Annotated in this window: 15 protein-coding genes and 3 tRNA genes; 4 read left to right on the top strand and 14 right to left on the bottom strand. The window is 63.6% G+C overall.

What is annotated here, in order from left to right; translation table 11 throughout:
- The 8 genes from JaAD80_RS22280 to JaAD80_RS22245 form a co-directional block, all read right to left on the bottom strand.
- Positions 1-585, bottom strand: a 585-nt coding sequence (locus tag JaAD80_RS22280; protein WP_146012479.1) for a GTP-binding protein, incomplete at its 3' end; no start/stop codon positions are given.
- Positions 586-673: 88 nt separating this feature from the next.
- Positions 674-748 (bottom strand) — tRNA-Thr (locus JaAD80_RS22275).
- 43 nt (positions 749-791) lie between these two features.
- Positions 792-865 (bottom strand) — tRNA-Gly (locus JaAD80_RS22270).
- 63 nt (positions 866-928) lie between these two features.
- A tRNA-Tyr gene (locus tag JaAD80_RS22265) sits at positions 929-1013 on the bottom strand.
- A gap of 233 nt (positions 1014-1246) precedes the next feature.
- Positions 1247-2893, bottom strand: coding sequence for a tetratricopeptide repeat-containing response regulator (locus JaAD80_RS22260; RefSeq protein ID WP_102297554.1), 1647 nt, complete (start codon positions 2891-2893; stop codon positions 1247-1249).
- Between the two features lie 132 nt (positions 2894-3025).
- Complete coding sequence (locus tag JaAD80_RS22255; protein ID WP_102297553.1) at positions 3026-4621, bottom strand: DUF3369 domain-containing protein; 1596 nt, start codon at positions 4619-4621, stop codon at positions 3026-3028.
- A gap of 63 nt (positions 4622-4684) precedes the next feature.
- Positions 4685-5764, bottom strand: a complete 1080-nt coding sequence (locus JaAD80_RS22250; protein WP_102297550.1) for a J domain-containing protein — start codon at positions 5762-5764, stop codon at positions 4685-4687.
- A 151-nt stretch (positions 5765-5915) separates the two neighbouring features.
- A complete protein-coding gene (locus tag JaAD80_RS22245) occupies positions 5916-7067 on the bottom strand; it encodes a class I SAM-dependent methyltransferase (protein WP_102297547.1) in 1152 nt (383 codons plus the stop codon).
- Between the two features lie 85 nt (positions 7068-7152).
- Between JaAD80_RS22245 and JaAD80_RS22240 the strand changes: the two genes are divergently transcribed.
- From JaAD80_RS22240 to pepF, 4 genes are all read left to right on the top strand, one after another.
- Positions 7153-7938 (top strand): SDR family oxidoreductase, encoded by a 786-nt coding sequence (locus tag JaAD80_RS22240; protein WP_102297545.1) that lies wholly within the window; start codon positions 7153-7155, stop codon positions 7936-7938.
- 68 nt (positions 7939-8006) lie between these two features.
- Complete coding sequence (locus JaAD80_RS22235; RefSeq protein WP_102297542.1) at positions 8007-8405, top strand: dihydroneopterin aldolase; 399 nt, start codon at positions 8007-8009, stop codon at positions 8403-8405.
- A 5-nt stretch (positions 8406-8410) separates the two neighbouring features.
- Positions 8411-9364 (top strand): tRNA 2-thiocytidine(32) synthetase TtcA, encoded by a 954-nt coding sequence (gene ttcA / locus JaAD80_RS22230; protein WP_102297563.1) that lies wholly within the window; start codon positions 8411-8413, stop codon positions 9362-9364.
- Between the two features lie 179 nt (positions 9365-9543).
- Positions 9544-11433, top strand: coding sequence for an oligoendopeptidase F (pepF, locus tag JaAD80_RS22225; RefSeq protein ID WP_102297539.1), 1890 nt, complete (start codon positions 9544-9546; stop codon positions 11431-11433).
- 110 nt (positions 11434-11543) lie between these two features.
- Here the strand turns inward: pepF and kefC are convergent, their stop codons facing one another.
- From kefC to JaAD80_RS22195, 6 genes are all read right to left on the bottom strand, one after another.
- A complete protein-coding gene (kefC, locus tag JaAD80_RS22220; RefSeq protein ID WP_102297537.1) occupies positions 11544-13358 on the bottom strand; it encodes a glutathione-regulated potassium-efflux system protein KefC in 1815 nt (604 codons plus the stop codon).
- A 96-nt stretch (positions 13359-13454) separates the two neighbouring features.
- Entirely contained in the window at positions 13455-14036 is a 582-nt protein-coding gene (locus JaAD80_RS22215; RefSeq protein ID WP_102297535.1) for a dual specificity protein phosphatase family protein, read from the bottom strand.
- A complete protein-coding gene (locus JaAD80_RS22210) occupies positions 14033-14515 on the bottom strand; it encodes a hypothetical protein (protein WP_102297532.1) in 483 nt (160 codons plus the stop codon). Before JaAD80_RS22210 ends, JaAD80_RS22215 begins: the two co-directional genes overlap by 4 nt.
- Positions 14512-15690 (bottom strand): glycosyltransferase, encoded by a 1179-nt coding sequence (locus tag JaAD80_RS22205; protein ID WP_258003123.1) that lies wholly within the window; start codon positions 15688-15690, stop codon positions 14512-14514. Before JaAD80_RS22205 ends, JaAD80_RS22210 begins: the two co-directional genes overlap by 4 nt.
- A gap of 83 nt (positions 15691-15773) precedes the next feature.
- The gene (locus JaAD80_RS22200) at positions 15774-17564 is read right to left on the bottom strand and encodes a M14 family metallopeptidase (RefSeq protein WP_102297529.1); all 1791 of its coding nucleotides are present in this window, start codon (positions 17562-17564) and stop codon (positions 15774-15776) included.
- 160 nt (positions 17565-17724) lie between these two features.
- Complete coding sequence (locus JaAD80_RS22195) at positions 17725-20448, bottom strand: TonB-dependent siderophore receptor (RefSeq protein ID WP_102297526.1); 2724 nt, start codon at positions 20446-20448, stop codon at positions 17725-17727.
- Positions 20449-20530: the final 82 nt, after the last annotated feature.

The following is a 20530-nucleotide window of genomic DNA, read 5'->3' as shown; positions in this document are numbered from 1 at the left end:
GGCCAGACGCAGCACTGCGTCAACGCCCATTTCGCCTTCTTTGCCTTCCAGCGCCATACGTGCCGAACCTTTGATGATTGGCAGGTCGTCGCCTGGGAATTCGTACTTCGACAACAGCTCGCGCACTTCCATTTCAACCAGTTCCAGCAGCTCTGCGTCGTCGACCAGGTCGCACTTGTTCAGGAACACGATGATGTATGGAACGCCAACTTGGCGGGCCAGCAGGATGTGTTCGCGGGTCTGTGGCATTGGGCCGTCAGCTGCGGAGCACACCAGGATCGCGCCGTCCATCTGCGCGGCACCGGTAATCATGTTCTTGATGTAGTCGGCGTGGCCTGGGCAGTCAACGTGAGCGTAGTGACGGGTTTCCGTTTCGTACTCGACGTGGGCGGTGTTGATCGTGATACCGCGCGCTTTTTCTTCTGGAGCTGCATCGATCTGGTCGTATGCTTTAGCTTCGCCGCCGAATTTCTTCGACAGAACCGTTGCGATTGCAGCGGTCAGCGTGGTTTTACCGTGGTCGACGTGGCCGATGGTGCCGACGTTGACGTGCGGCTTGGTCCGTTCGAATTTACCTTTTGCCATTTTGAACTCCTAATGATTTGATTAGATTGCTCAGGCACACGCCCGACGGTCTGGTTTGAATTGCTTCTGTGCTGCCTGCTGCGAATTCTGGTGCCCTTGACGTGGATCGAACACGTGGCCTCTCCCTTACCAAGGGAGTGCTCTACCACTGAGCTACAAGGGCTGTAATTTGTTGCATGCGATGCATCAAGCATCTGAACGGAAACTGGAGCGGGTGAAGGGAATCGAACCCTCGTCGTAAGCTTGGAAGGCTTCTGCTCTACCATTGAGCTACACCCGCGAGGTATCGTTCACTTTATCTTCACTTGCTTTTTGCTACTACCCAGTTTTCCTTGCAAAAACTTGGTGGAGGGGGCTGGATTCGAACCAGCGTACTCATAGAGAACAGATTTACAGTCTGTCGCCTTTAACCACTCGGCCACCCCTCCGCGGGAACCGCAGAGTATGAAGCATCTACTCACAACTGTCAACCTTATTTACTGATGCCTGACTGCTGCATTTGCTTATAAAGAAGAAGTTGGCTGCTTCGGGGCGTGATTATAAGCTCCCGATTTGAGAATGTGCAAGGGTTGGCGCGAAAAAGTCGTCTTTTTTCGCATTTTTTTTAAGTCCCTCCCTTGCAGGCCGCATTTTCCCGTCTTTTGCCCCATATTCCCCCTGCTCAACGGGCATCGGGCGGGTGCATCCAGGAGGTGCCATGCGGCTTATATTTACGCAACAACTGCTGATGCAGACCGGACAGCACGGGCAATTTGGGGTTGCGCGGATCCAGGCGGCGCACGCCGGCAATAAAAACCAGCGCCTGCTGCCCCATGCGCTCATCCCAGCCTTCGTGCTCCAGGCATTTCAGCACGGCCACGGCCGCATTGAACACCACTTGCGGATTGTCGGGCAGGCGCGTGACAGCCTCGCCCATCAATTCAACGGCGCCGCGGAAGTCGCCCTCGCCCGCCCTGGCCGCGCCGGCCGCCACCATGTCGGCCACTTCCTGGCGGCTTTGCCGCGCCAGGGCCTTGGCCAGCTCCTCGCGCCCCGCCTGCTCAAACACGGCCATGGCGCGCGTCATGGCGGCGCTGTCGGGCGCATTGCGCATGACTTCGCGCATCACCTCGGCGGCACCATCCTCGCGCCCGTGCGCCAGGCAGTGGCGCGCCAGTTCCGTCTTCAGCGCATTCGAGCCGCCCACGCTGTGGCGGTTGGCGGCCAGGGCCGCGTCCAGCGACTGCTGCAGCCGCTCGGCGTTGCCCGTATGCGCATGCAGCATGGCGCTGCACAGGGCGCTGCACAGTTCCGCATTCTTTTGCCCGCCCATCGACTTTTCGAGGTCGCGGATGACGGCGCCCACCTGCAGCGGATCGCCCTTGCGCACCAGGGTCTGCACCAGGCGCACATGGTCTTCCGGGTCGCGGAATTCGGAATACTTGGCCTTGCTGACGACCAGCTTCAGGGCTTTTTCCGCCGTCTCGATATCGTCGGCCGCCAGGGCCGCCTCGCCCAGGCGGCGCAGACGGCGCACGGCGTGCGGCGACAGCGCCACCGCCTCGCTCAGGGCCGCTTGCGCCAGCTCCGGCTTGCCTTGCGCCAGATGCGTGCGCGCCAGCCAGTCATACGCGTCGAGAAAGCGCTTGTTGTTTTCCAGCAAGCCTTCCAGCGTGCCTTGCGCGGCGTCGTACTCGCCCAGCAGGAACTGCGTCTTGGCTTGCCCCAGGCGCGCCCAGCCGATGGCCTTGCTTTCATACAGGGCCGCGTAAATGGGTTCCGCGTCGGCCGCCTCGCCCAGCAGCAAATGCAGCTCGGCGCGCAGGCGCAGGAAATCGGTGGCGTAGCGCGGATACAGGCTGGCGCCCTCCGCGCAGGCGGCAATCGCCGCGCGCTCGTTGCCCACGTCGATCAGCGCGTACACGGGCACGAAGGCATTGCGCTTGTCGAGCGCGCGGCCGATGCGCTCAAGCATGTTATCTGCAGTAAACGGCTTCAGGATGTAATCGGTGGGCAAGAGCTCGACGGCGCTGACCACCTTGGCAAAGCTGCCTTCGCCCGTCACCATGAAGAACATGGTCGAGGCATGCATCAGTTTGTGGTGGCGCAAGTCTTCCAGCATCTGCTGGCCATCCTGCCCGCCTTCGAGGTCGTATTCGCACAGGATCAAATCATACGACTTGCTGCCCAGCATGCGGATCGCCTGGCCCGAACTGGCCGCGTCATCGATTTTCGCCAGGCCGCACAGGTTGAGCATATTGTGCAGGCTGGAACGCATGCCCGGATGCGGCTCGATGATCAGTGCGCTGAGGCCCTTGAGTTCTTTCATGTCGTGATGTCCGAAAACTCAGCGGCGCGCCACACTGGTGCGTGGCGCCAGCCAGCATGAGGCTGCCGAGTATATGACGGCGCCGCGCGCAAGGGAATGGCGCGGCGCCGAATGGCGAGGAAAAGCGGCAAATCAGGCGACGGCGCGCTCCGGATGCCACAGTTGCGGCTCGTGGTCGATCAGGTCGAGCAGCGCGGCCACCACTTCCGGATCGAACTGGCTGCCGCTGCGCTGCTCGATATATTCGCGCACCTGCGGATACGGCCACGGCTCCTTGTAGGGCCGCTCGTGCAGCAAGGCGTCAAAAACATCGACCACGGCAACGATGCGCGCGGCGACGGGAATGTCGCGCCCCTTGATGCCGTTCGGATAGCCGGCGCCATCGAAATGCTCATGGTGGCCGCCGGCGATCTGCGCGCCATACGTCAGGTAGCTGACGCCGTCGACCATGTTGGCGGCCCGTTCCAGAATGGTGCGCCCGACGCTGGCGTGCAGCTGCATCTGCGCCCGCTCCTCGTCCGTATGGCGTCCCGGTTTCAGCAGCACGGCGTCCGGCGTGGCCACCTTGCCGACGTCGTGCAGGATGCTGGCCAGGCCGATCATGTCGAGCAGCTGCGGCGTGAGCTCGTCGGCATACACGCCGCGCTGCTGCATGCGGCGGGCGATGGCGTCGGACAATTGCTGCACCCTGCGCACATGGCCGCCCGTGTCGCTGTCGCGGAACTCGGCCAGGTCGGCCAGCGCCACCACGGTGGCCTCCTGCGCCTTGCGCAGCTGGCCGAACATGTACAGATTGTCGAAGGCGGCGGCGATGCGCTGGCAAAACACTTCCAGCAGATCGCGCTGGATCTGCGCCAGCGGCCACGGCGGCGTGACGGAAATGGCCAGCTCGCGGTTGCCTTCCGTGTGGATGAACAGCACATTGGCCGGATGCTCGAACTGGCTGCGCTTTTCCGCGAAGGCCTTGTCGATGGTGGGCGTCAATGCATGGTCGGCCGGCAAGGCTTCCGATTCGGCCAGCACGGCATAGGTGCCCGTGGCGGCCACCACTTCGGGGCGCCCGGCGCCGCCCTGCATCAGGCACAGCACGCCGTCGGCGCCCACGTCGAGGATGGCGCTGACCTGGTTCAGCACGCCGGAGGCGAACTCGCGCAGCGAATGGATCTGGTACAGATTGGTGGCGCCGGCGAGGATCTTGCCCAGGCCGATGCGGCTGCGCTCGAGCATCATCAGGCTCTCGTAGGCGCGCAGGGCCGAGATGACGGTGGTAAACAGCTTCTGCGTCGTCAGCTCCGTCTTGGCCTTGTAGTCGTTGATGTCGTATTCGATGATGACGCGCTGCTCGGGCGCCTGGCCCGGCTGGCCCGTGCGCAGCACGACGCGCACGATGGCGTTGTTCAGCTCGGCGCGGATGCGCTTGGCCAGGATCAGGCCCGCGTCATCCGTTTCCATCACCACGTCGAGCAGCACCAGCGCGATATCGGGCGTGTCGCGCAGGATCTCGAACGCCTCGCGGCCGCTGTAGGCGGAAAACAGTTCCAGTTCGCGGCCCTTGAAACTGACATTGCGCAGCGCCAGCCGCGTAACCGCATGCACATCGACATCGTCATCGACTATCAAGACACGCCACAGGCGCTGGTCGGGTGCGGCCAGCCCGGCAGGACTGGCCACCGGCTCATCCTCGTCGAGCAGCCAGTTATCATCTGCATCGGCTTTGAGGTCGGTCATGAATACTCCTAATGGATAAGTTCGATGTGGACGCTGCATTGACGCCTATCAAGCATAATCAGATTAGATGCTGCTTACAACAGGATTCTGAGTGCCGGCTTCGCCAATGGACGGGTTGGCGGCGGTCGCGGGCGTGCCATGCTTGGCCTTGTCGCCGCAGCCATCCTGGCCGGGTTCGACCACCTGATAGCGGACTTCGTACTTGCCCGCGCTGAGCTGTTCCACCGTCAGCTTGTCATGCGCCAGGATGAACAGGTAGCGCACGTTCGAGCGCCGCTCCGTGTCGTACAGCTTGACGAACACGGGCGCCGCGTTGGCGCTGTTGTCGATGGTCAGCGCCAGTTCCTCGCCCTTGTTACCAATAGGGAAGCCATCCACATAACCGGACTGCGCCGGCCACGGTTCGCCATTCGGCGCCACCAGCGCGGGCGCGGGACCGCTGTCATCGCACACGGGCTTGCTGCTTTTCAGCACCAGCTGAGAGACGGCCTGCACGCGGATCTCGGGCGACCGGGCTTGCGCTGGCTCGGCCGCATAGGGCTTGCCCACGGCCCAGCTGTCGACGGCTACCGCTTCCGGCTTGGCCGCCGGCAGCAAGCCGGGTTCGCCCTCGGCGGACGCCGGCGCGCGCGGCTTGCCGCCATCGCGGGCCAGACCGCTCCAGGCCGACGCCAGCGCGCTGGGCACGGGCTGCGACGTATCGAGCATCAGCAAGGCGGCCAGCCAGCCCAGCAGCAGGCAGACCAGCAAACTCAGCCACCAGCGCCAGTTGCGCCAGATCGGCACGTGGCCGCGCCGCGCCTTGCCCGCAGGCGGCACATCCTGGGCCCAGCCCTGCTCGGCCTGCTGCGCATGGTGGCGGCCTTCCCTGGCCTTGCCTTCTTCCTGATGGGTGCTTTCCAGCCATTCGATTTCCCACTCCTCGGCGGCGATCCACTCGTCATGCTCCTTGCGGCGCTGCGGGTCGGACAGGGTGCCATAGGCGCTGTTGAGGATAGCCATGATGCGGGCCGCCTTCTCGTCGCCGGGATTCTTGTCGGGATGGTATTTCTGGCTGAGGGCCTTGTACGCGGCACGTATGACTTCCTGCGGCGCCAGGCGCGCCACTTTCAGGTTGTCATAGTGTGTATGTATCTTTCCCATCGTTCTATCTTGAAATCGGTGCGCGGCGACGGGTTCTTGCAGGATGGAACCGTGCTGTATCAATCATCATATACGATATGACAAGATAATAACCACCGGCGGACAGGAAATTGCAGGACGCGCACGCCCTGCCTTGACCTGGCTTGAGCGATTACAGGCGGTGGCTGCGGTCGCCTGACAACAGGGCTTCCGGCAATTCCACCCGGTGGCCCACCGTCAGCACCTTGAACAGCTCGCCCATCTCGGCCGGCGACAGCAGTTTCTGCACGGCGCTGGCCTGCGGCAGGTAAGTCTTGACTTCCTGCGGGTCGGTGCGCAGCAGCAGGTCGCCGATGCCGGCGCCCAGCAGGAAGGTGGCCTGGTTCATGTAGGCGAGCACATCGAGGCCCGCATCCTGCGCCGCCACGGCCATGGCCGTGAAGTCCACGTGCGCCGTGATGTCCTGCAAGCCGGGCAAATAAAACGGTTCCGCGTGGGCATGGTGGCGGTAATGGCACATCAGGGTGCCCGTGGCGCGCAAGTCCAGGTAATACTCGTGCGCGGGAAAACCATAGTCGAACAGCACGGCCGCGCCGCCCTTGCCATTGGTCAGCATCTGCGCCAGCGAGCGCATGAAACCGCAGGCCACGCCGTGGATTTCCGTGACATAGCCAACGGGCAAGGCATCCGCCTCGGGCACCTGCGCGGCGATCTGCGCCGCCACGTCGGCGCCGGCGGGCCGTTCCACAAAGATGAACTGGCCATCGGCGATGCTGACGTCAAGCTCGCACCAGCCGCCTGGCGTCTTGCTGATCAGGTTGACGGGCATGGCGTCCAGCACTTCATTGCCGAACACGGCGCCCTCGAAACTGTCGGGGAAGCCGTCAAGCCACACCACTTGCGGGAAGGCGGCCAGCGCCAGCTCCTGGCGCGCGCGCAATTCGCCGGACAATTCGACGATCGCATACTGTTCGATAGCGATGCCGGACTGCGCCGCTTCCGTCAGGATGTCGAAGGCCAGCTTGCCCGTGCCGGCGCCGAATTCGAGGATGCGCGGGGCCGTTTGCGCCATAATAGCGGCTGCCACATGGGCCAGCGTGGCGCCGAACAAAGGCGAGATTTCCGGTGCGGTTGTAAAATCGCCATCTTTGCCCAGCTTGGCGGCGCCGCCGCTGTAATAGCCGAGGTCAGGCGCATACAGCGCCAGTTCCATGAAGCGGACAAAGGGAATGGCGCCGTCATTGCGCGCGATTTCGGCGGCAATCTGGTGCTGCAAGGCATGGGACGCGGCCAGCGCGTCGCTATCGGGTGCGGGAAGAGACATACCGTATTGTAGCGAATCGGCGGCGCGGGCCGCCAGTACCGGCCCTGGCAAACCCGCTCACTTCACATATCAATACAGTAAATACATGACACCAGCATCGACATTGCCACACAGCACACCCCGCGTCGCCCTCGTCACGGGCGCGGCGCGCCGCCTCGGCCGCGCCATCGCCTTGGGCCTGGCGCGCGACGGCTGGGATATCGCCGTGCACTACCGCGCCTCGCATGAGGAAGCGCAGAGCCTGGTGGCGGAAATCACCGCCCTGGGCCGGCGCGCCCAGGCCTTCCCCTGCGACCTGGCGCAGGAAGACGCCGTGCGCCAGCTGCTGCCGCAGGTGCAGGCGGCGCTGGGGGCCGTGACTTGCATCGTCAACAACGCTTCGTTGTTTGAATACGACAATGCCGGCGATTTCTCGTTCACCGCGCTGGACGCCCACATGCACGCCAACCTGGCCGCGCCCATCCTGCTGGCGCAAGCCCTGTACCAGGCCACGCCCAGCGGCGGGCAAGCCGTGGTCATCAACTTGCTGGACCAAAAACTGTACAATCTCAATCCTGATTTCTTGTCGTACACCTTGTCCAAGGCGGCGCTGCTGTCGGCGACCACCATGCTGGCCCAGGCGCTGGCGCCGAAAGTGCGCGTGGTCGGCATCGCCCCCGGCATCACCATGGTGTCCGGCGAGCAAACGCAAGCGAACTTTGCCAAGGCACATGAAAACACGCCACTGGGCCGTTCCAGCACGCCCGAGGACGTGGCCGACAGCGTCTGTTATGTGGCCGGCGCGCGCGCATTGACGGGCACGACCTTGCTCGTCGACGGCGGCCAGCACCTGATCGGCTTGCCACGCGACGTCATGTTTTTAACCAAATAATCAGCAGTCCTGCCAAACAACCAGCATTCCAGCATTCCAGCATTCCAGCATTCCTAAAAGGTAAAACTATGTCGTCCGCCCTGTTCCACCCCCGCCTGGCCGATTGCCGCCGCCTGTTCCTGCGCAATTACGAGGTGCTCATCAATATCGGTGTCTACGACTTCGAGAAAAAGGGCGAGCAGCGCGTCCTCATCAACGTCGACCTGTACATTCCCCTGGCCCTGTCGACACCGAAGGATGACCAGCTGGAAGAAGTGGTCGATTACGACTTCATGCGCGAAACCATCGCCAAGCGCATGGCGCAGGGCCACGTGCAGCTGCAGGAAAGCCTGGTCGACGATGTGCTGGCCGCCATGCTGGCGCACCCGCGCGTGCGCGCCGCGCGCGTGTCGAGCATGAAACCGGACGTATATCCCGACTGCGAAGGCGTGGGCGTGGAAGTATTCAAGATCAAGGATGAAGCATGAACGACATGAACAACACAGCAATACTGGAAACGGCCGTGGAAATCCCCGCCAACGTGGAAGCGCAGAAACTGGCGCGCAAGAAGGCGGAAAAGATCGCCCTGGAAAACAACAAGCTGCACAAGCGTTTGTGCCGCCTGGTGGGGCAAGCCATCGGCGACTTCAATATGATCGAAGACGGCGACAAGGTGATGGTCTGCCTGTCCGGCGGCAAGGACAGCTACGCGCTGCTGGACATTTTGATGACCTTGCGCGAACGCGCGCCGATTCACTTCGATATCGTCGCCGTCAATCTGGACCAGAAGCAGCCGAACTTCCCGCCGGAAATCCTGCCCGCCTACCTGACGGAACTGGGCGTGGCCTTCCACATCGAAAACCAGGATACCTACAGCATCGTCAAGCGTTTGATCCCGGAAGGCAAGACGACGTGTTCGCTGTGCTCGCGTTTGCGCCGCGGCATCTTGTACCGCGTGGCCGACGAACTGGGCGCCAACAAGATCGCCCTGGGCCACCACCGCGATGACATCCTGGAAACTTTCTTCCTGAATATGTTCTTCGGCGGCAAACTGAAAGGCATGCCGGCCAAGCTGCAATCGGACGACGGCAAGCACATCGTCATCCGCCCGATGGCGTATGTGAAGGAAGAAGACACGCAGCGCTATGCGGAAGTGAAAGGCTTCCCCATCATTCCATGCGACCTGTGCGGCTCGCAGGAAAACCTGCAGCGCAAGCAGATCAAGGGCCTGATGCGCGAATGGGACAAGAAATTCCCCGGCCGCGTGGAAAGCATCTTCTCGGCCCTGTCGAACGTGGCGCCGTCGCACCTGATGGACCCGAAACTGTTCGGCTTCAAGGACTTGAAGGCCGACGGCCTGGCCAACCCCATGGGCGACATCGCCTTTGACGAGGAACCCTGCTCGACGCCGACCACCTTTGGCACCATCGCGCTGCAGCCGCTGTAATCGGCTGTTGTAAACTCCTGTTGTTTCGCCGCCACCGCCCAGGTGGCGGCGCCCTGCCCCTTTCCCCCCGCGTCCATTTGAGGTACCGTAGTTAGCTCTGCCGGTATGCGATGTGTCACGCGCGCATCCCTGCCCGGCGGTCAGCACGCATTCTTCCGACAACCTCACTGGAATGAACCATGACGCCATCCGCGCTCAAGCGCCCCCTGCTGTTCTCCCTGCTTGCCCTCAGCCTCGCCACCGCCTTCGCCGCCCCTGCGCAGGTCCCCGTACCCACCGACCGCCAGGCCGACCGCTGGGATCTGACCGCCTTGTATCAAAACGATGCCGCCTTCGATGCCGATGCCAAAAAGTTCTCGGCCCAGCTGCAGCAGCTGGCCGGCTGCAAGGGACAGTTGAAAACCTCGCCAGCCCGCCTGAAAAGCTGCCTGGACCTGTACGCGGATGCGCGCAAGCGCGTCAACATGCTGTACACGTATGCGGCGCAGTACTACGACCAGGACACGGGCGACAGCAAGGGCAACCAGCTGAACCAGCGCGCCGCCCTGCTGGGCAATGAGTTCAACCAGGCCACCACGTTCCTGCAGCCGGAAATCCTCGCCCTGGGCAGCAAGCGCATCGACGCCATGCTGGCGAAGGACAAGGGCTTGCAGCTGTACCGTTTTCAACTGAGCAACATGCTGCGCAGCGCGCCGCACACGCTGGACGCGGCCGGCGAGCAGCTGGTGGCGCAGTTCGGCCTGGCGACCAGTTCGGCCGCCAGCGTCTACCGCACCCTGGCCAACGCGGAAATCCCCTGGCCTACAGTGAAACTGTCGGATGACAAGGAGGTGCGCCTGGACCAGGCGGCCTATACGAAATACCGGGGCGACGACAACCGCGCCGACCGCAAGCTGGTGTTTGACGCCTTCTTCGGCAAGTGGAAAGAGTACGAGCGCACGTTTGGCGAAACCCTGTACGGCCAACTCAAGACGGATGCCGCCTACGCGAAAGTGCGCCACTACGCCGACTCGCAAAGCGCCGCGCTGGACGCCGACAATTTGCCGCCGGCCGTCTACCAGACCCTGATCGCCCAGACCAATGCCAACCTGCCCACGCTGCACCGCTACTTCAAGCTGCGCGCGCGCATGCTGGGCGTGAAGGACCTGGCGTACTACGACGTGTATGCGCCGCTGCTGAAAAGCGACCGCAGCTTCCCGCTGGCCGACGGCAAGCAGATGATGCTCGATTCCGTCGCGCCGCTGGGGCCCGACTATGTCAAGGCGCTGACGGCCGCCGTGAACGCGCGCTGGATGGATGTGTATCCGCGCCCGCGCAAGGTGGCGGGCGCCTACATGAATGGCGATGCGTACGACGTGCATCCGTTCGTGCTGCTGAACTACACGGACAACTACGAAGCCGTCAGCACCCTGACCCACGAATGGGGCCACGCCATGCACTCGGTGCTGGCCAACAAGGCGCAGCCATCGATCTATGCGCCATACAGCATCTTTGTCGCGGAAATCGCCTCGACCACCAACGAGGCACTGCTGCTCGACGCGCGCCTGAAGCAGGCCAAGGATGACGACGAGCGCCTGCTGTACCTGGGCGCGGCGCTGGAAAACCTGCGCGGCACCTTCTTCCGCCAATCGATGTTCGCCGAATTCGAAGCCGCCATCCACGGCAAGGTGGATAAAGGGGAATCGCTGACGGGGGAGGAGATCACGGCCATCTACGCCGGCATCCTCAAGCGCTACCACGGCGAAGCGCAGGGCGTCATGAAAATCGATCCGGCCTACGCGCTGGAATGGGCCTACGTGCCGCACTTCTACCACGGCTTCTATGTGTTCCAGTACGCCACCTCGATCGCGGCGGCGCAGGATTTCTCGCAGCGCATCCTCGACAAGGAACCGGGCGCGCTGGCCGCCTACCTGAAGATGCTCAGTTCCGGCGGCTCGGCCTACCCGTATGAACTGGTGAAAGCGGCCGGCGTCGACCTGGCCACGCCGAAACCCTACCAGGCGCTGGCGGCGCGCATGAATGGCATCATGGACCAGATCGAGGCGATTGAAGCGAAGCGGGGGAAATAAAGCCGGGATATGGCGTAGGTGGCGCAGGAGGCGTAAAAGGCGTAGGTCGGCTTAGCGCAAAGCGCGTAAGCCGACACCGCCAGCACTGTACGGATTACGCGGCTGCGCCGCTAATCCGACCTGCCGTTTTCCACCTTCTCTGCCGCAAACGCGGCTGCATCGCTCTCGAACATGTCTTCCAGTTCCTCGCGCGCCTGGCGCGTGAGGGACATGACTTTTTGCTGATCCTGGAAGTGCGGCGCTACTTCCAGCAGGGTTTTCAGGTTATGCCGGCCAAAGATGCCGGCAGCGCGCTGCGCCCGTTCCTCGCTGAAGCCCACCTGGCGCAAGGTCTGCTCGCCCAGCAGCAAGGCCGCCGCAAACGTCTCGCGTTCGATCAGGGTCACGCCCCGCTTCATCAATTCATAGTAATGCGTGACATTGCGCGCGCGCGCCAGAATCGTCAGCTGCGGCAGGCGCAGGCGCACGGCGTCGACCAGGGCCAGGCTGTCGTCGACGTTGTCGATGGCGATCACCAGGGCCCTGGCCTTCTCGATGCCGGCCGCCACCAGCAGATCGACGCGCGTGGCGTCGCCGTAAAACACTTTAAAACCGAACTTGCGCAGCAGGTCGATCTGGTCCGGATCGTGGTCGAGCACCGTCACGCCGATCTTGTTGGCCGCCAGCAGGCGGCCGATGATCTGGCCAAAGCGGCCAAAGCCGGCGATGACGATGGGATTGTCCTGCGCCTCGATATGGTCGTCCGGGCGGCGCTTCTTGTCACCTTGCAGGCGCGGCGCGACGAATTTATCGTGCAATAGCAGCAGCAGGGGCGTGGCCACCATCGACACGGTGACGACGACCACCAGCAGGGCGCCCGTCTCCGGCGAAAACACGTGCGCGGCCACGGCGGCGGCAAACACGACGAAGGCAAATTCGCCGCCCTGCGACAGCAGCAGCGCGAAGAACAGCTGCTGGCCACGGGGAATGTCGAAGAACTTCGACAACACATACAGCAGGGCGATCTTCACCGCCAGCAGCCCGGCCACCAGGGCCAGGATCAGCAGCGGCTGGGCGCGCAGCACGCCGAAATCGACGGACATGCCGACGGCGATGAAGAACAGGCCCAATAACAGGCCTTTGAACGGCTCCAGGTCGGAAATGAGCTCATGGCGGTATTCGGAATCGGCCAGCAGCACGCCAGCAACAAAGGTACCCAGGGCCATCGACAGGCCCACCGATTCCATCAGCACGCAGATGGCGATCACCAGCAGCAGGGCGAACGCCGTGAAGATTTCACGCAAGTCCGTTTTCGCGATGAAGCGCAGGATGGGGTTGACCAGGAAGCGCCCGCCGATCACCAGGGCCGCCAGCACGGCGGCCAGCTTGGCCACGCGCAGCCAGCCCGGTTCGCCGGCATGCGTGACCAGGCCGCCCAGCAGCGGCACCAGCGCGATCATGGGAATGGCGGCGATATCCTGGAACAGCAAAATGGAAAAGCCGGCGGAACCGGCCGGCGTACTCATCAACTTGCGTTCGCCCAGGGTGGCCAGCACGATGGCCGTCGACGACAGCGACAGGCCCAGCCCGCCCACCAGCGCCGTGCGCCAGTCGACGCCAAAGGCCATGGCCACGGCGCACAGTCCCGCGCTGACGACGGCCACCTGCGCCCCGCCCCAGCCAAAGATGGGGCGGCGCAGCAGCCACAAGCGCTTCGGTTCCAGTTCCAGGCCGATCAGGAACAGCAGCAGCACCACGCCGAATTCGGAGAAGCTGAGGATCACGTCGACATTCTTGATCAGCCCCAGGCCCCACGGTCCGATGACGACGCCTGCCACCAGGTAGCCCAGCACGGCGCCCATGCCCAGGCGCTTGGCCAGCGGCACCATGATGATGGCGGCCACCAGGTAAAACAGTATGTTGATGAGAAAGCTGTGGTGTTCCATGCGGGTTCCGGGCAGATGTGTGGATGAAACGACATCATGCCTGAAGTGGCGCGCCTGCGTGAAGTTGCTGCCGCGCCAGGCGACGCGGACCGTGTATCAGGGCTGCGGCGCGTCGATACGCGCACGCATCTCGTCCACATTCACGCGCGACAGATAGCGTTCGATGTTTTTCCACACGGCGTGGTAGCCGTAGCCGCCATTTTTCAGCTCGTCGATCGCCTTCTCGCGCGGCCAGTCCTGGTACAGCATGCGGTACATGGCCGCCATCATGCCGGTGCGGTCTGCGCCGTGCAGGCAATGCAGCAGCACGGGCCCATGCTGCCCAGCCGCGCGGATGGCACGCATCGTTTCGATCACATGCCTGTCGCGGATGGCCCAGGTATTGATGGGAATGCGGATGGCGCGGATGCCGCTGCCTTCCAGCACCTGCGTATCGGCATGGAAGGAACGCAGGCTGATGACAGTCTTCACCCCCAGCGCCTGCAGCTGCGCCACGTCTGCCGTGTCGAGCTTTGCGCTGCGGTACAGGCGCGGCGTCACCTGGTGCAGATTGGAGACGTGGGGCAGCGGCGTGGCCCACTCGGCGTTGCGCTCCGGTGGCGGAGGCGGAGGCGCCTGGGCGCCAGCGGAACTGGCCGCCAGGAGCAGGGATAACAGCAGCAGATGCGGCAAGATCATGACTTCCTCTTGTATGAAAACCACAGCAGCACGCCGGCGAGCAGCAGCGAAACCCAGTAATCGGTGGGGGCAAACCACAGCCAGTGCTTGTGCCAGGCGATATGCGCCGGATTGAAATGCGCCACGCCATAGGCGGGATTGAGCACGAACCACAAATAGTCTTCGATGATCCAGAACAGCATGATGCAGCCGATGGCGCGGCATTCGAAGCGCAGCGACCATTGCCCCAGGAAGATCATGGGGAAATGGAAGAACAACGCAATGAAGGGAAAGACCCAGGCGTGGTAGCCCGTCATGGGCCGTCCGCCCCAGAAGATGTCGAGCAGCCAATGGCTTTCGATGCGCCAGGTCGGCAAGTTCGCGGCCCAGCCGGCAGCGCCTTCGATCTGGATTTCCACCTGGGCGAAAAACAGGCCAAGCAAGGCGACCCAGGCCAGGGTCAGGGCGATCTGCCACGGTTTGGCCACGCCCCCCGTCACGCCTGCTCCGCCGCCACGCCGTCTGCCAGCACCCGCGCCAGCACCTCGCAGGCGGCGCGTGGGCGGCCCAGCGCCAGCGCTTTGGCGCGCATGGCTTGCAACTGCTGCGGCTGCGCGAGCAGCAGGCGCACGCGGTATTCCAGGGTCACGGCGTCAAACGCTTTCAGGGCCACGCCCTGCTCCAGCAGGTAGTCGGCATTGCGTTCTTCCTGGCCGGGAATCGGCGAGTTGACGATCATGGGCAAGCCCAGTGCCAGGCATTCGGACGTGGTCAGGCCGCCCGGCTTGGTGATCACCAGGTCGGCGCACGCCATCAGGCGCTCGACTTCGCTGGTAAAGCCCTGCGCCAGCAGGCGGCCCGGATACTGGCTGGCCAATGTCCGCAGCGCCGCCAGGGCGGCGGCATTTTTCCCCGCCAGCACGATCAGCTGGAAATCACCCGGCAGCGCCAGCAGACGCGCGGCGACGGCATCGAGGCTGCCCAGCCCTGCCCCGCCGCCCATCAGCAGGATCGTCGTACGCCGCGGATCGAGGCCAAAGGCTTGCGCGGATGGCACGCGCGCGGGCGCCTGCGCAAAAGCGGGCATGATCGGGATGCCCGTGACATGGATGCGTTCGGGGGGAATGCCTTCGTGGCGCATGCGGAACGCCACTTCGTCGGTAGCGGCGAAATAGCCTTGCATATGCTCGTGCACCCACATGCGGTGCAGGTCGAAATCCGTGACCTGCACCCACACGGGGCACGCCAGCTGGTGCTGGCGCAGTGCCCGCGACAGCAGCTCGGCGGGCAGAAAATGCGTGCAGACGATGGCGTCGGGCCGGAATGCGGCGATCTTCGCCATCAGCGCGCGCGTGTTCAGGCGCTCGACGCCCCGGCGCAAACGCTGTATCGAACTGTCCTTGGGCGCGTCATGGGTGGCGTGGTAAAGGTAGCCCCACAGCGCAGGCGCCTTGTTGACCAGCTTGATGTAGAAATCCGTGTACAGCTTGCGGAACGCGGGCGTCACGAAATCCATCACGTCCAGATGGCAGGCCGTCGCCGCAGGCGTGGCGCCGCCAGGGTGCGCCGCATACGCCTCGATGGCTTGTGCCGCGCGCATATGGCCGGCACCGGCCGAGACGCTGAGGATCAGAATTTTTTTCGCTGCTGGCTGCGACATGCGCTGTTGCTCCATCGGAAACCCTTATCGGGAAAGCAAGCACAATAGCATTTTCCTGGCCGCGCAGCTTGTGCATGCACAAGGCGGCGCGGCCTTCCTTACTTCTGTGCCGGCGCCACATCCGTGCGCAGCACCGGATACAGGTTCAGGCGCTCGTCCCACGAGCTGTGGCGGCGGGCGAAAAATTCCAGGCGCGCCTGCGGGCTTTTGGCAAACGCGGGATCATTCGCCAGGCGCGCGTGGAACTGCGCCGCCAGCGCCGGGTCGGCCGCCAGCTGGGCGCGCGCCACGTCCTCGGCCACATAGTCTTCCATGTATTCCTTGCGCTCGAAAGCCGTGTTGAAACTGCCCCAGGCCAGCAGCGAGTCGGGCGCGCGCGGTTCCAGCAGCGCCACCACCAGGCGCGCCTTGGCCTGGTTGACGGGCACGTACAAGTCGCCGGCGCCGATCACGCGCGCCTCGTTTTGCCATGCGCCCTGCACGGCCGCCGTCTGGCGTCCCTCGAACGACTGCGCGCCGAATTTCACCTGCGTGGCGCGGAACGCCTGCACTGGCTGCTGGCCCCAGGCCGTGGCCAGCACCTGGTAACTGACGCCATGCTGGCGCAGCTTGGCCGCCACCATCGGCGCCTGCGCGGCCGGCACCAGGTAGCCGGCCTTCGGCGCGGCCTGCTGCAGGTCGGGTACGATCTCGTCGCGCAGCGGCACGGTCCACAGCTGCGGCGTGTTTTCATCGTAGCGCGTCATCAGCGCGCCGGAAATGTCCGATGGCGTGCGCGTGTAGGCATAGCCGCGAAACGCGATCATGTGGCTCTTGTCCGTCGTCTTGTAAGTGAGCGGCAAGGTGCTGCCGGCCAGCTGCGCCGCGCGGCTGTCGGCGTCCAGCGCCACTTGCCGCCACTGCGCGCCATGCTGCGCCACTTGCGACAACAGCGAAACGATGGTGTTGCGCGTGATGCGCACGCGGGTCGGATAGTCCTTCCACGAGTGGGTTTCCACCAGCATGCCGAAGCGGTTGCGCAGCATGAAATAGCCATGTGAAAAACGCGGATTCGGCGTCGAGTCGACAAAGCCCGATTGCGGATTGTCTTCTTCGGCAAACGAGATATAGAACGGCTTCGGATCCGAGCCCTGCTTTGCCAGGTCGGCCAGGACATTGTCGCGCAGGGCCGTGCCGGCCACGCGCAAGGCAGCATCGCCCGCGTGCACGGGTTCGACCTGGATCGAGATGTCCGGCTCGAACTGCGCGCCATCGGTGACGTGCAGGTCGACATACGCCAGCGGGTCCCAGGCGTTCACCAGCGCCAGCATGTGCTGCATCTCGGGCGCATCGGCCTTCACGTAGTCGCGGTTCAAGTTGAAATTTTGCGCCGTGCTGCGCCAGCCCATTTCCACGGGGCCGCGCTGGTTCGGACGATTCCACTGGCCAAAGCGCTCGTGGCCATCGATGTTAAACACGGGCACGAACAGCAGCACCTGCTTGTCCAGCGCGCCGGGCGCCGCCTTGCCTTCCAGGACTTCGCGCAGGGCCAGGAAGCCGGCATCCTTGCCGTCGATTTCACCGGCATGGATGCCGCCCTGCACCAGCAGCACGGGCAGCTTGCGGCGCGCCGCCTCGGCCGGCGTCAGCGCGCCCGTATTCGTCACGGCCAGCGCCAGCATGGGCCGGTTTTCCGGCGTGCGGCCAAATTCCACGCAGCGCACCTGCTTCGGATAGCGCGCCTGGAACTGCCGGCACAGCGCTTCCACTTCCGCGTAGCGGCCCGTGTGCAGAAAGCCCGAGCGCTCGGCCACGGTGCTCAGCGGCGAGGCAGCGGACGCAGGCAAGGCAACGGTGGACAACAAGGAGGTGGATAACACGGCGGCGGACAGCAGGGCGTGGCGTAGCATCGGAAGGCTCCGGCGAGAGTGGACAAGCGGGCAATTATAGGGGCGGCGGCAGGTGTAAAACTGACGGGGAAATAAAAAACCGGGACAGCGTTGGCTGTCCCGGCTGTGATGCCGGGGTCAGACCCGACGGGTCTGCCCCCGGCTTGGCTCCCGGGTGAAATCAGCTGCCAAAGTGATAGTTGAATTCAACCCAGCCCTGGCGTCCTTGCGGGCTGTAGTTCCCCACCGGGTAGTACGGCCAGCCGCCGCTGTTGTCGCGCTTGATCTTGTCGAACACGTTGTTGACGATCAGCGACAGGGTGGCGCGGTCGTTGATGCGGTACACGGTGCTGATATTGGCCAGCGCCGTTGGCGTCAGATAGGCCGTGCCAGCACCGTTCGGGATCTTGCCGTAGCGCGTCACCAGCAGGGTGTTCGACCAGTCGCCCGCGCTCCAGTTGACGCTCAGGTTCAGCTTGTCCGGCCAATCCGTGCTGCTCATGTCCTTCAGCTCGTCGATCTCTTCATCGCCCACGAACTGCTGCGATTTCTTGCTCAGCACCTTGGCGTAGTTGGCCTTGAAGGCGAAGCGGCCATAGTCCGTCGTGCGCAGCAGATATTTCAGGCTGATGTCGACGCCGCTGGTGCTTTGTTTCGCCGCGTTGATCGGGTTGACGGTGATGGTCTTGATCTCGCCGGCGCGGTTGAGCGCATTGGCCGCGAAGCGCTCAACGCGGTTCAGGGTATCGACGCAGGTCGGCGAGTTGATGTCGGTCTTGCCCAGGCGGCAATCGGCTTCGTCGCGCAGGATCTTGTCGGCACTCAGATTGGTCACCAGATCGTCGATCTTGATGTTCCAGTAGTCGACGGAGACGTCGAAATTGGAGCTCGGCGACCAGACGGCACCGACGCCGAACGATTTGCCCTTCTCCGACTGCAGATCCTTGCTGCCGTTCTGCACATAATCGGCACCCGGCGATTTGTTCGCGTAGTCGCAGTCCTCGATGGCCTGGCCGGCGACGCCGCAGCGGTAGTAATCGGTGGTGCTCGAATAGTAGCCCGTGCCGCGCGCCTTGTAGATGTAGTTCATGTCCGGCGCGCGGAAGCTGGTGGCGTAGTTGGCGCGCAACAGCAGTTCGCGCGTCGGGCGCAGTTCCAGGCCGCCGTTATAGGTGAACTTGCCGTCGCTGCGGCCGGCAAAGTTGTAGCGGTCATAGCGTCCGGCCAGGGTGCCCGTCAGCTTCTCGTGCAACGGCAGGTTGATCTCGGCGCCCAGCGCGTAGCGCGTGCGCGTGCCGGCCGTGATGTCGGACTTGGTGGCGACGTTGAAATAGCCTTCGTTGAGGCGCGCATCGGGCACATTGCTGAAGCCCTGCTTGCCCGCTTCGGCGATGGTAGCGATCTTCGCCACGCCGGCCGGCAGCTGGAACAGGTCGCCATTGGTGGCCAGGCTCAGGGTATTCGTCCAGGCCTTGTCGTCGCTGTCGGAATTGCCCGTGATGCTGTCAAATTCGGCGGCCGTCAGGCGGCGCGACAAGCGTGCAGGGTCCGGTGCATAAATGGCCACGCCGCTGGCGTCCGTGCCCAGTTTCGGGCCCAGGAAGAAGCTGTCGATATTGGCCAGCGCGCGCGGCGTGTGGCTTTCGCTCTTGTACAGCGAGGCGTTGTAGTTGGCTTCATACTGCCACGATGCGGTGCCGGGAATGCGGCCCTTGGCGCCCAGCGAGATGGCGGTGGCCAGGTCGTCCCACTTGCGGTTGTAGCGCGATACGCCGCCCATTTCCTCGGGCGCGATGTAGCGCGTCCAGGCCTCGTACTTGCCCGTGGTCTGGTTCTTGAAGTAGCTGTTGCCCGTCGACTGCGACGTCCACGACGGGCCGCGCGTATTGTTTTCCGTGGCGTTCTTGCCGATCAGGAAATCGGCAAACAAGGTCGTTTCCGGCGACAGCTCATAGTTGGCGCTGCCGAACACGTTCTGGCTGCGGTTCTTGGTCTGCGTGGTCCAGTAGGTCGGGCCCACCTTCGGGCTGGCGCAATAGCTGCCGTTCTTCGCCTGGTACTTGATGACGCTGCCGCCAAACAGGTCGCCGAACTGGCTGCAGGTGTCGCCCAGGTCCTGATAGGTGCCGGAGGTGCCCGCCTGCACCACGCGGCGCGAGGCGATATTCGTCGGCGTGCCCGAGCGCGTGGACATGAAGTCGCGGTCCAGGCTCGACAGCGGATCGCGCTGGCTCAGCTCCACGCTGAACAGGGTATGCAGCTTGTCGAAATTGCCGCCGCCCGTCAGTTGCACGCGCTGGTTGCCGCCGCCGCCGCGCGTGGTGCTGCCCGCCTTGACGTTGATATCAAAGCCTTCCGTCTGTTTTTTCAGGATCACGTTGATCACGCCGGCGATCGCGTCCGAGCCATAGATGGCCGAGGCGCCGCCATTGAGGATTTCGATGCGGTCGACAATGCTCGACGGGATATTTGCCAGGTTGGTGAAGTTCACCGTGCCTTCGTAGGCGACGGGGAAGTCGGCCAGGCGGCGCCCGTTCAGCAGGATCAGGGTGTGGTTCGGGCCCAGGCCGCGCAGGCTGATGGTATTGGCCGACGGCGTGAAGGTGTTGCCGAAATCTTCGCCTTGCGTAAAACCGCTGTTCTGCACCTGGTTGCTCAGGGCGTCATATACGTTTTTATAGCCCTGCTTGGTGATCTCGTCGCCGGTCAGGATGGTGACGGGCGACGGGCCTTCCAGGCTGGCGCGGGGAATGCGCGAACCGGTGACGACGACCGCATGCGCGCCCGCTTCCGGCTGGCCCTGCGCGGCAGGCGCGGCTGTCTGGGTCTGTGCCTGCGCGGTAACGCTGGCGACGAGGGCCAGGACAGCAACGCTGAACGCTGATAACTTGAACTGTATAGACATCTTTTCGCTTCTCAAGGTGGGAGAAAGACTGAAAGATATCAAGATGTCAGTATTTACAGAACGAATACTTTGTTCTTTCTAT

The organism is Janthinobacterium sp. AD80 (genome assembly GCF_002878455.1).
GTDB lineage: Bacteria > Pseudomonadota > Gammaproteobacteria > Burkholderiales > Burkholderiaceae_D > Janthinobacterium.
The sequence above is the reverse complement of the archived record's forward strand: the minus strand, read 5'-3'. Positions and strand labels throughout refer to the sequence as shown.

What these genes read in the sequence shown, in the direction of transcription:
- JaAD80_RS22260 (WP_102297554.1), bottom strand. Translation starts at nt 2,893, where the DNA reads ATGAAAGAACTCAAGGGCCTCAGCGCACTGATCATCGAGCCGCATCCG.
- JaAD80_RS22255 (WP_102297553.1), bottom strand. Translation starts at nt 4,621, where the DNA reads ATGACCGACCTCAAAGCCGATGCAGATGATAACTGGCTGCTCGACGAG.
- JaAD80_RS22250 (WP_102297550.1), bottom strand. Translation starts at nt 5,764, where the DNA reads ATGGGAAAGATACATACACACTATGACAACCTGAAAGTGGCGCGCCTG.
- JaAD80_RS22245 (WP_102297547.1), bottom strand. Translation starts at nt 7,067, where the DNA reads ATGTCTCTTCCCGCACCCGATAGCGACGCGCTGGCCGCGTCCCATGCC.
- JaAD80_RS22240 (WP_102297545.1), top strand. Translation starts at nt 7,153, where the DNA reads ATGACACCAGCATCGACATTGCCACACAGCACACCCCGCGTCGCCCTC.
- JaAD80_RS22235 (WP_102297542.1), top strand. Translation starts at nt 8,007, where the DNA reads ATGTCGTCCGCCCTGTTCCACCCCCGCCTGGCCGATTGCCGCCGCCTG.
- ttcA (WP_102297563.1), top strand. Translation starts at nt 8,411, where the DNA reads ATGAACAACACAGCAATACTGGAAACGGCCGTGGAAATCCCCGCCAAC.
- pepF (WP_102297539.1), top strand. Translation starts at nt 9,544, where the DNA reads ATGACGCCATCCGCGCTCAAGCGCCCCCTGCTGTTCTCCCTGCTTGCC.
- kefC (WP_102297537.1), bottom strand. Translation starts at nt 13,358, where the DNA reads ATGGAACACCACAGCTTTCTCATCAACATACTGTTTTACCTGGTGGCC.
- JaAD80_RS22215 (WP_102297535.1), bottom strand. Translation starts at nt 14,036, where the DNA reads ATGATCTTGCCGCATCTGCTGCTGTTATCCCTGCTCCTGGCGGCCAGT.
- JaAD80_RS22205 (WP_258003123.1), bottom strand. Translation starts at nt 15,690, where the DNA reads ATGGAGCAACAGCGCATGTCGCAGCCAGCAGCGAAAAAAATTCTGATC.
- JaAD80_RS22200 (WP_102297529.1), bottom strand. Translation starts at nt 17,564, where the DNA reads ATGCTACGCCACGCCCTGCTGTCCGCCGCCGTGTTATCCACCTCCTTG.
- JaAD80_RS22195 (WP_102297526.1), bottom strand. Translation starts at nt 20,448, where the DNA reads ATGTCTATACAGTTCAAGTTATCAGCGTTCAGCGTTGCTGTCCTGGCC.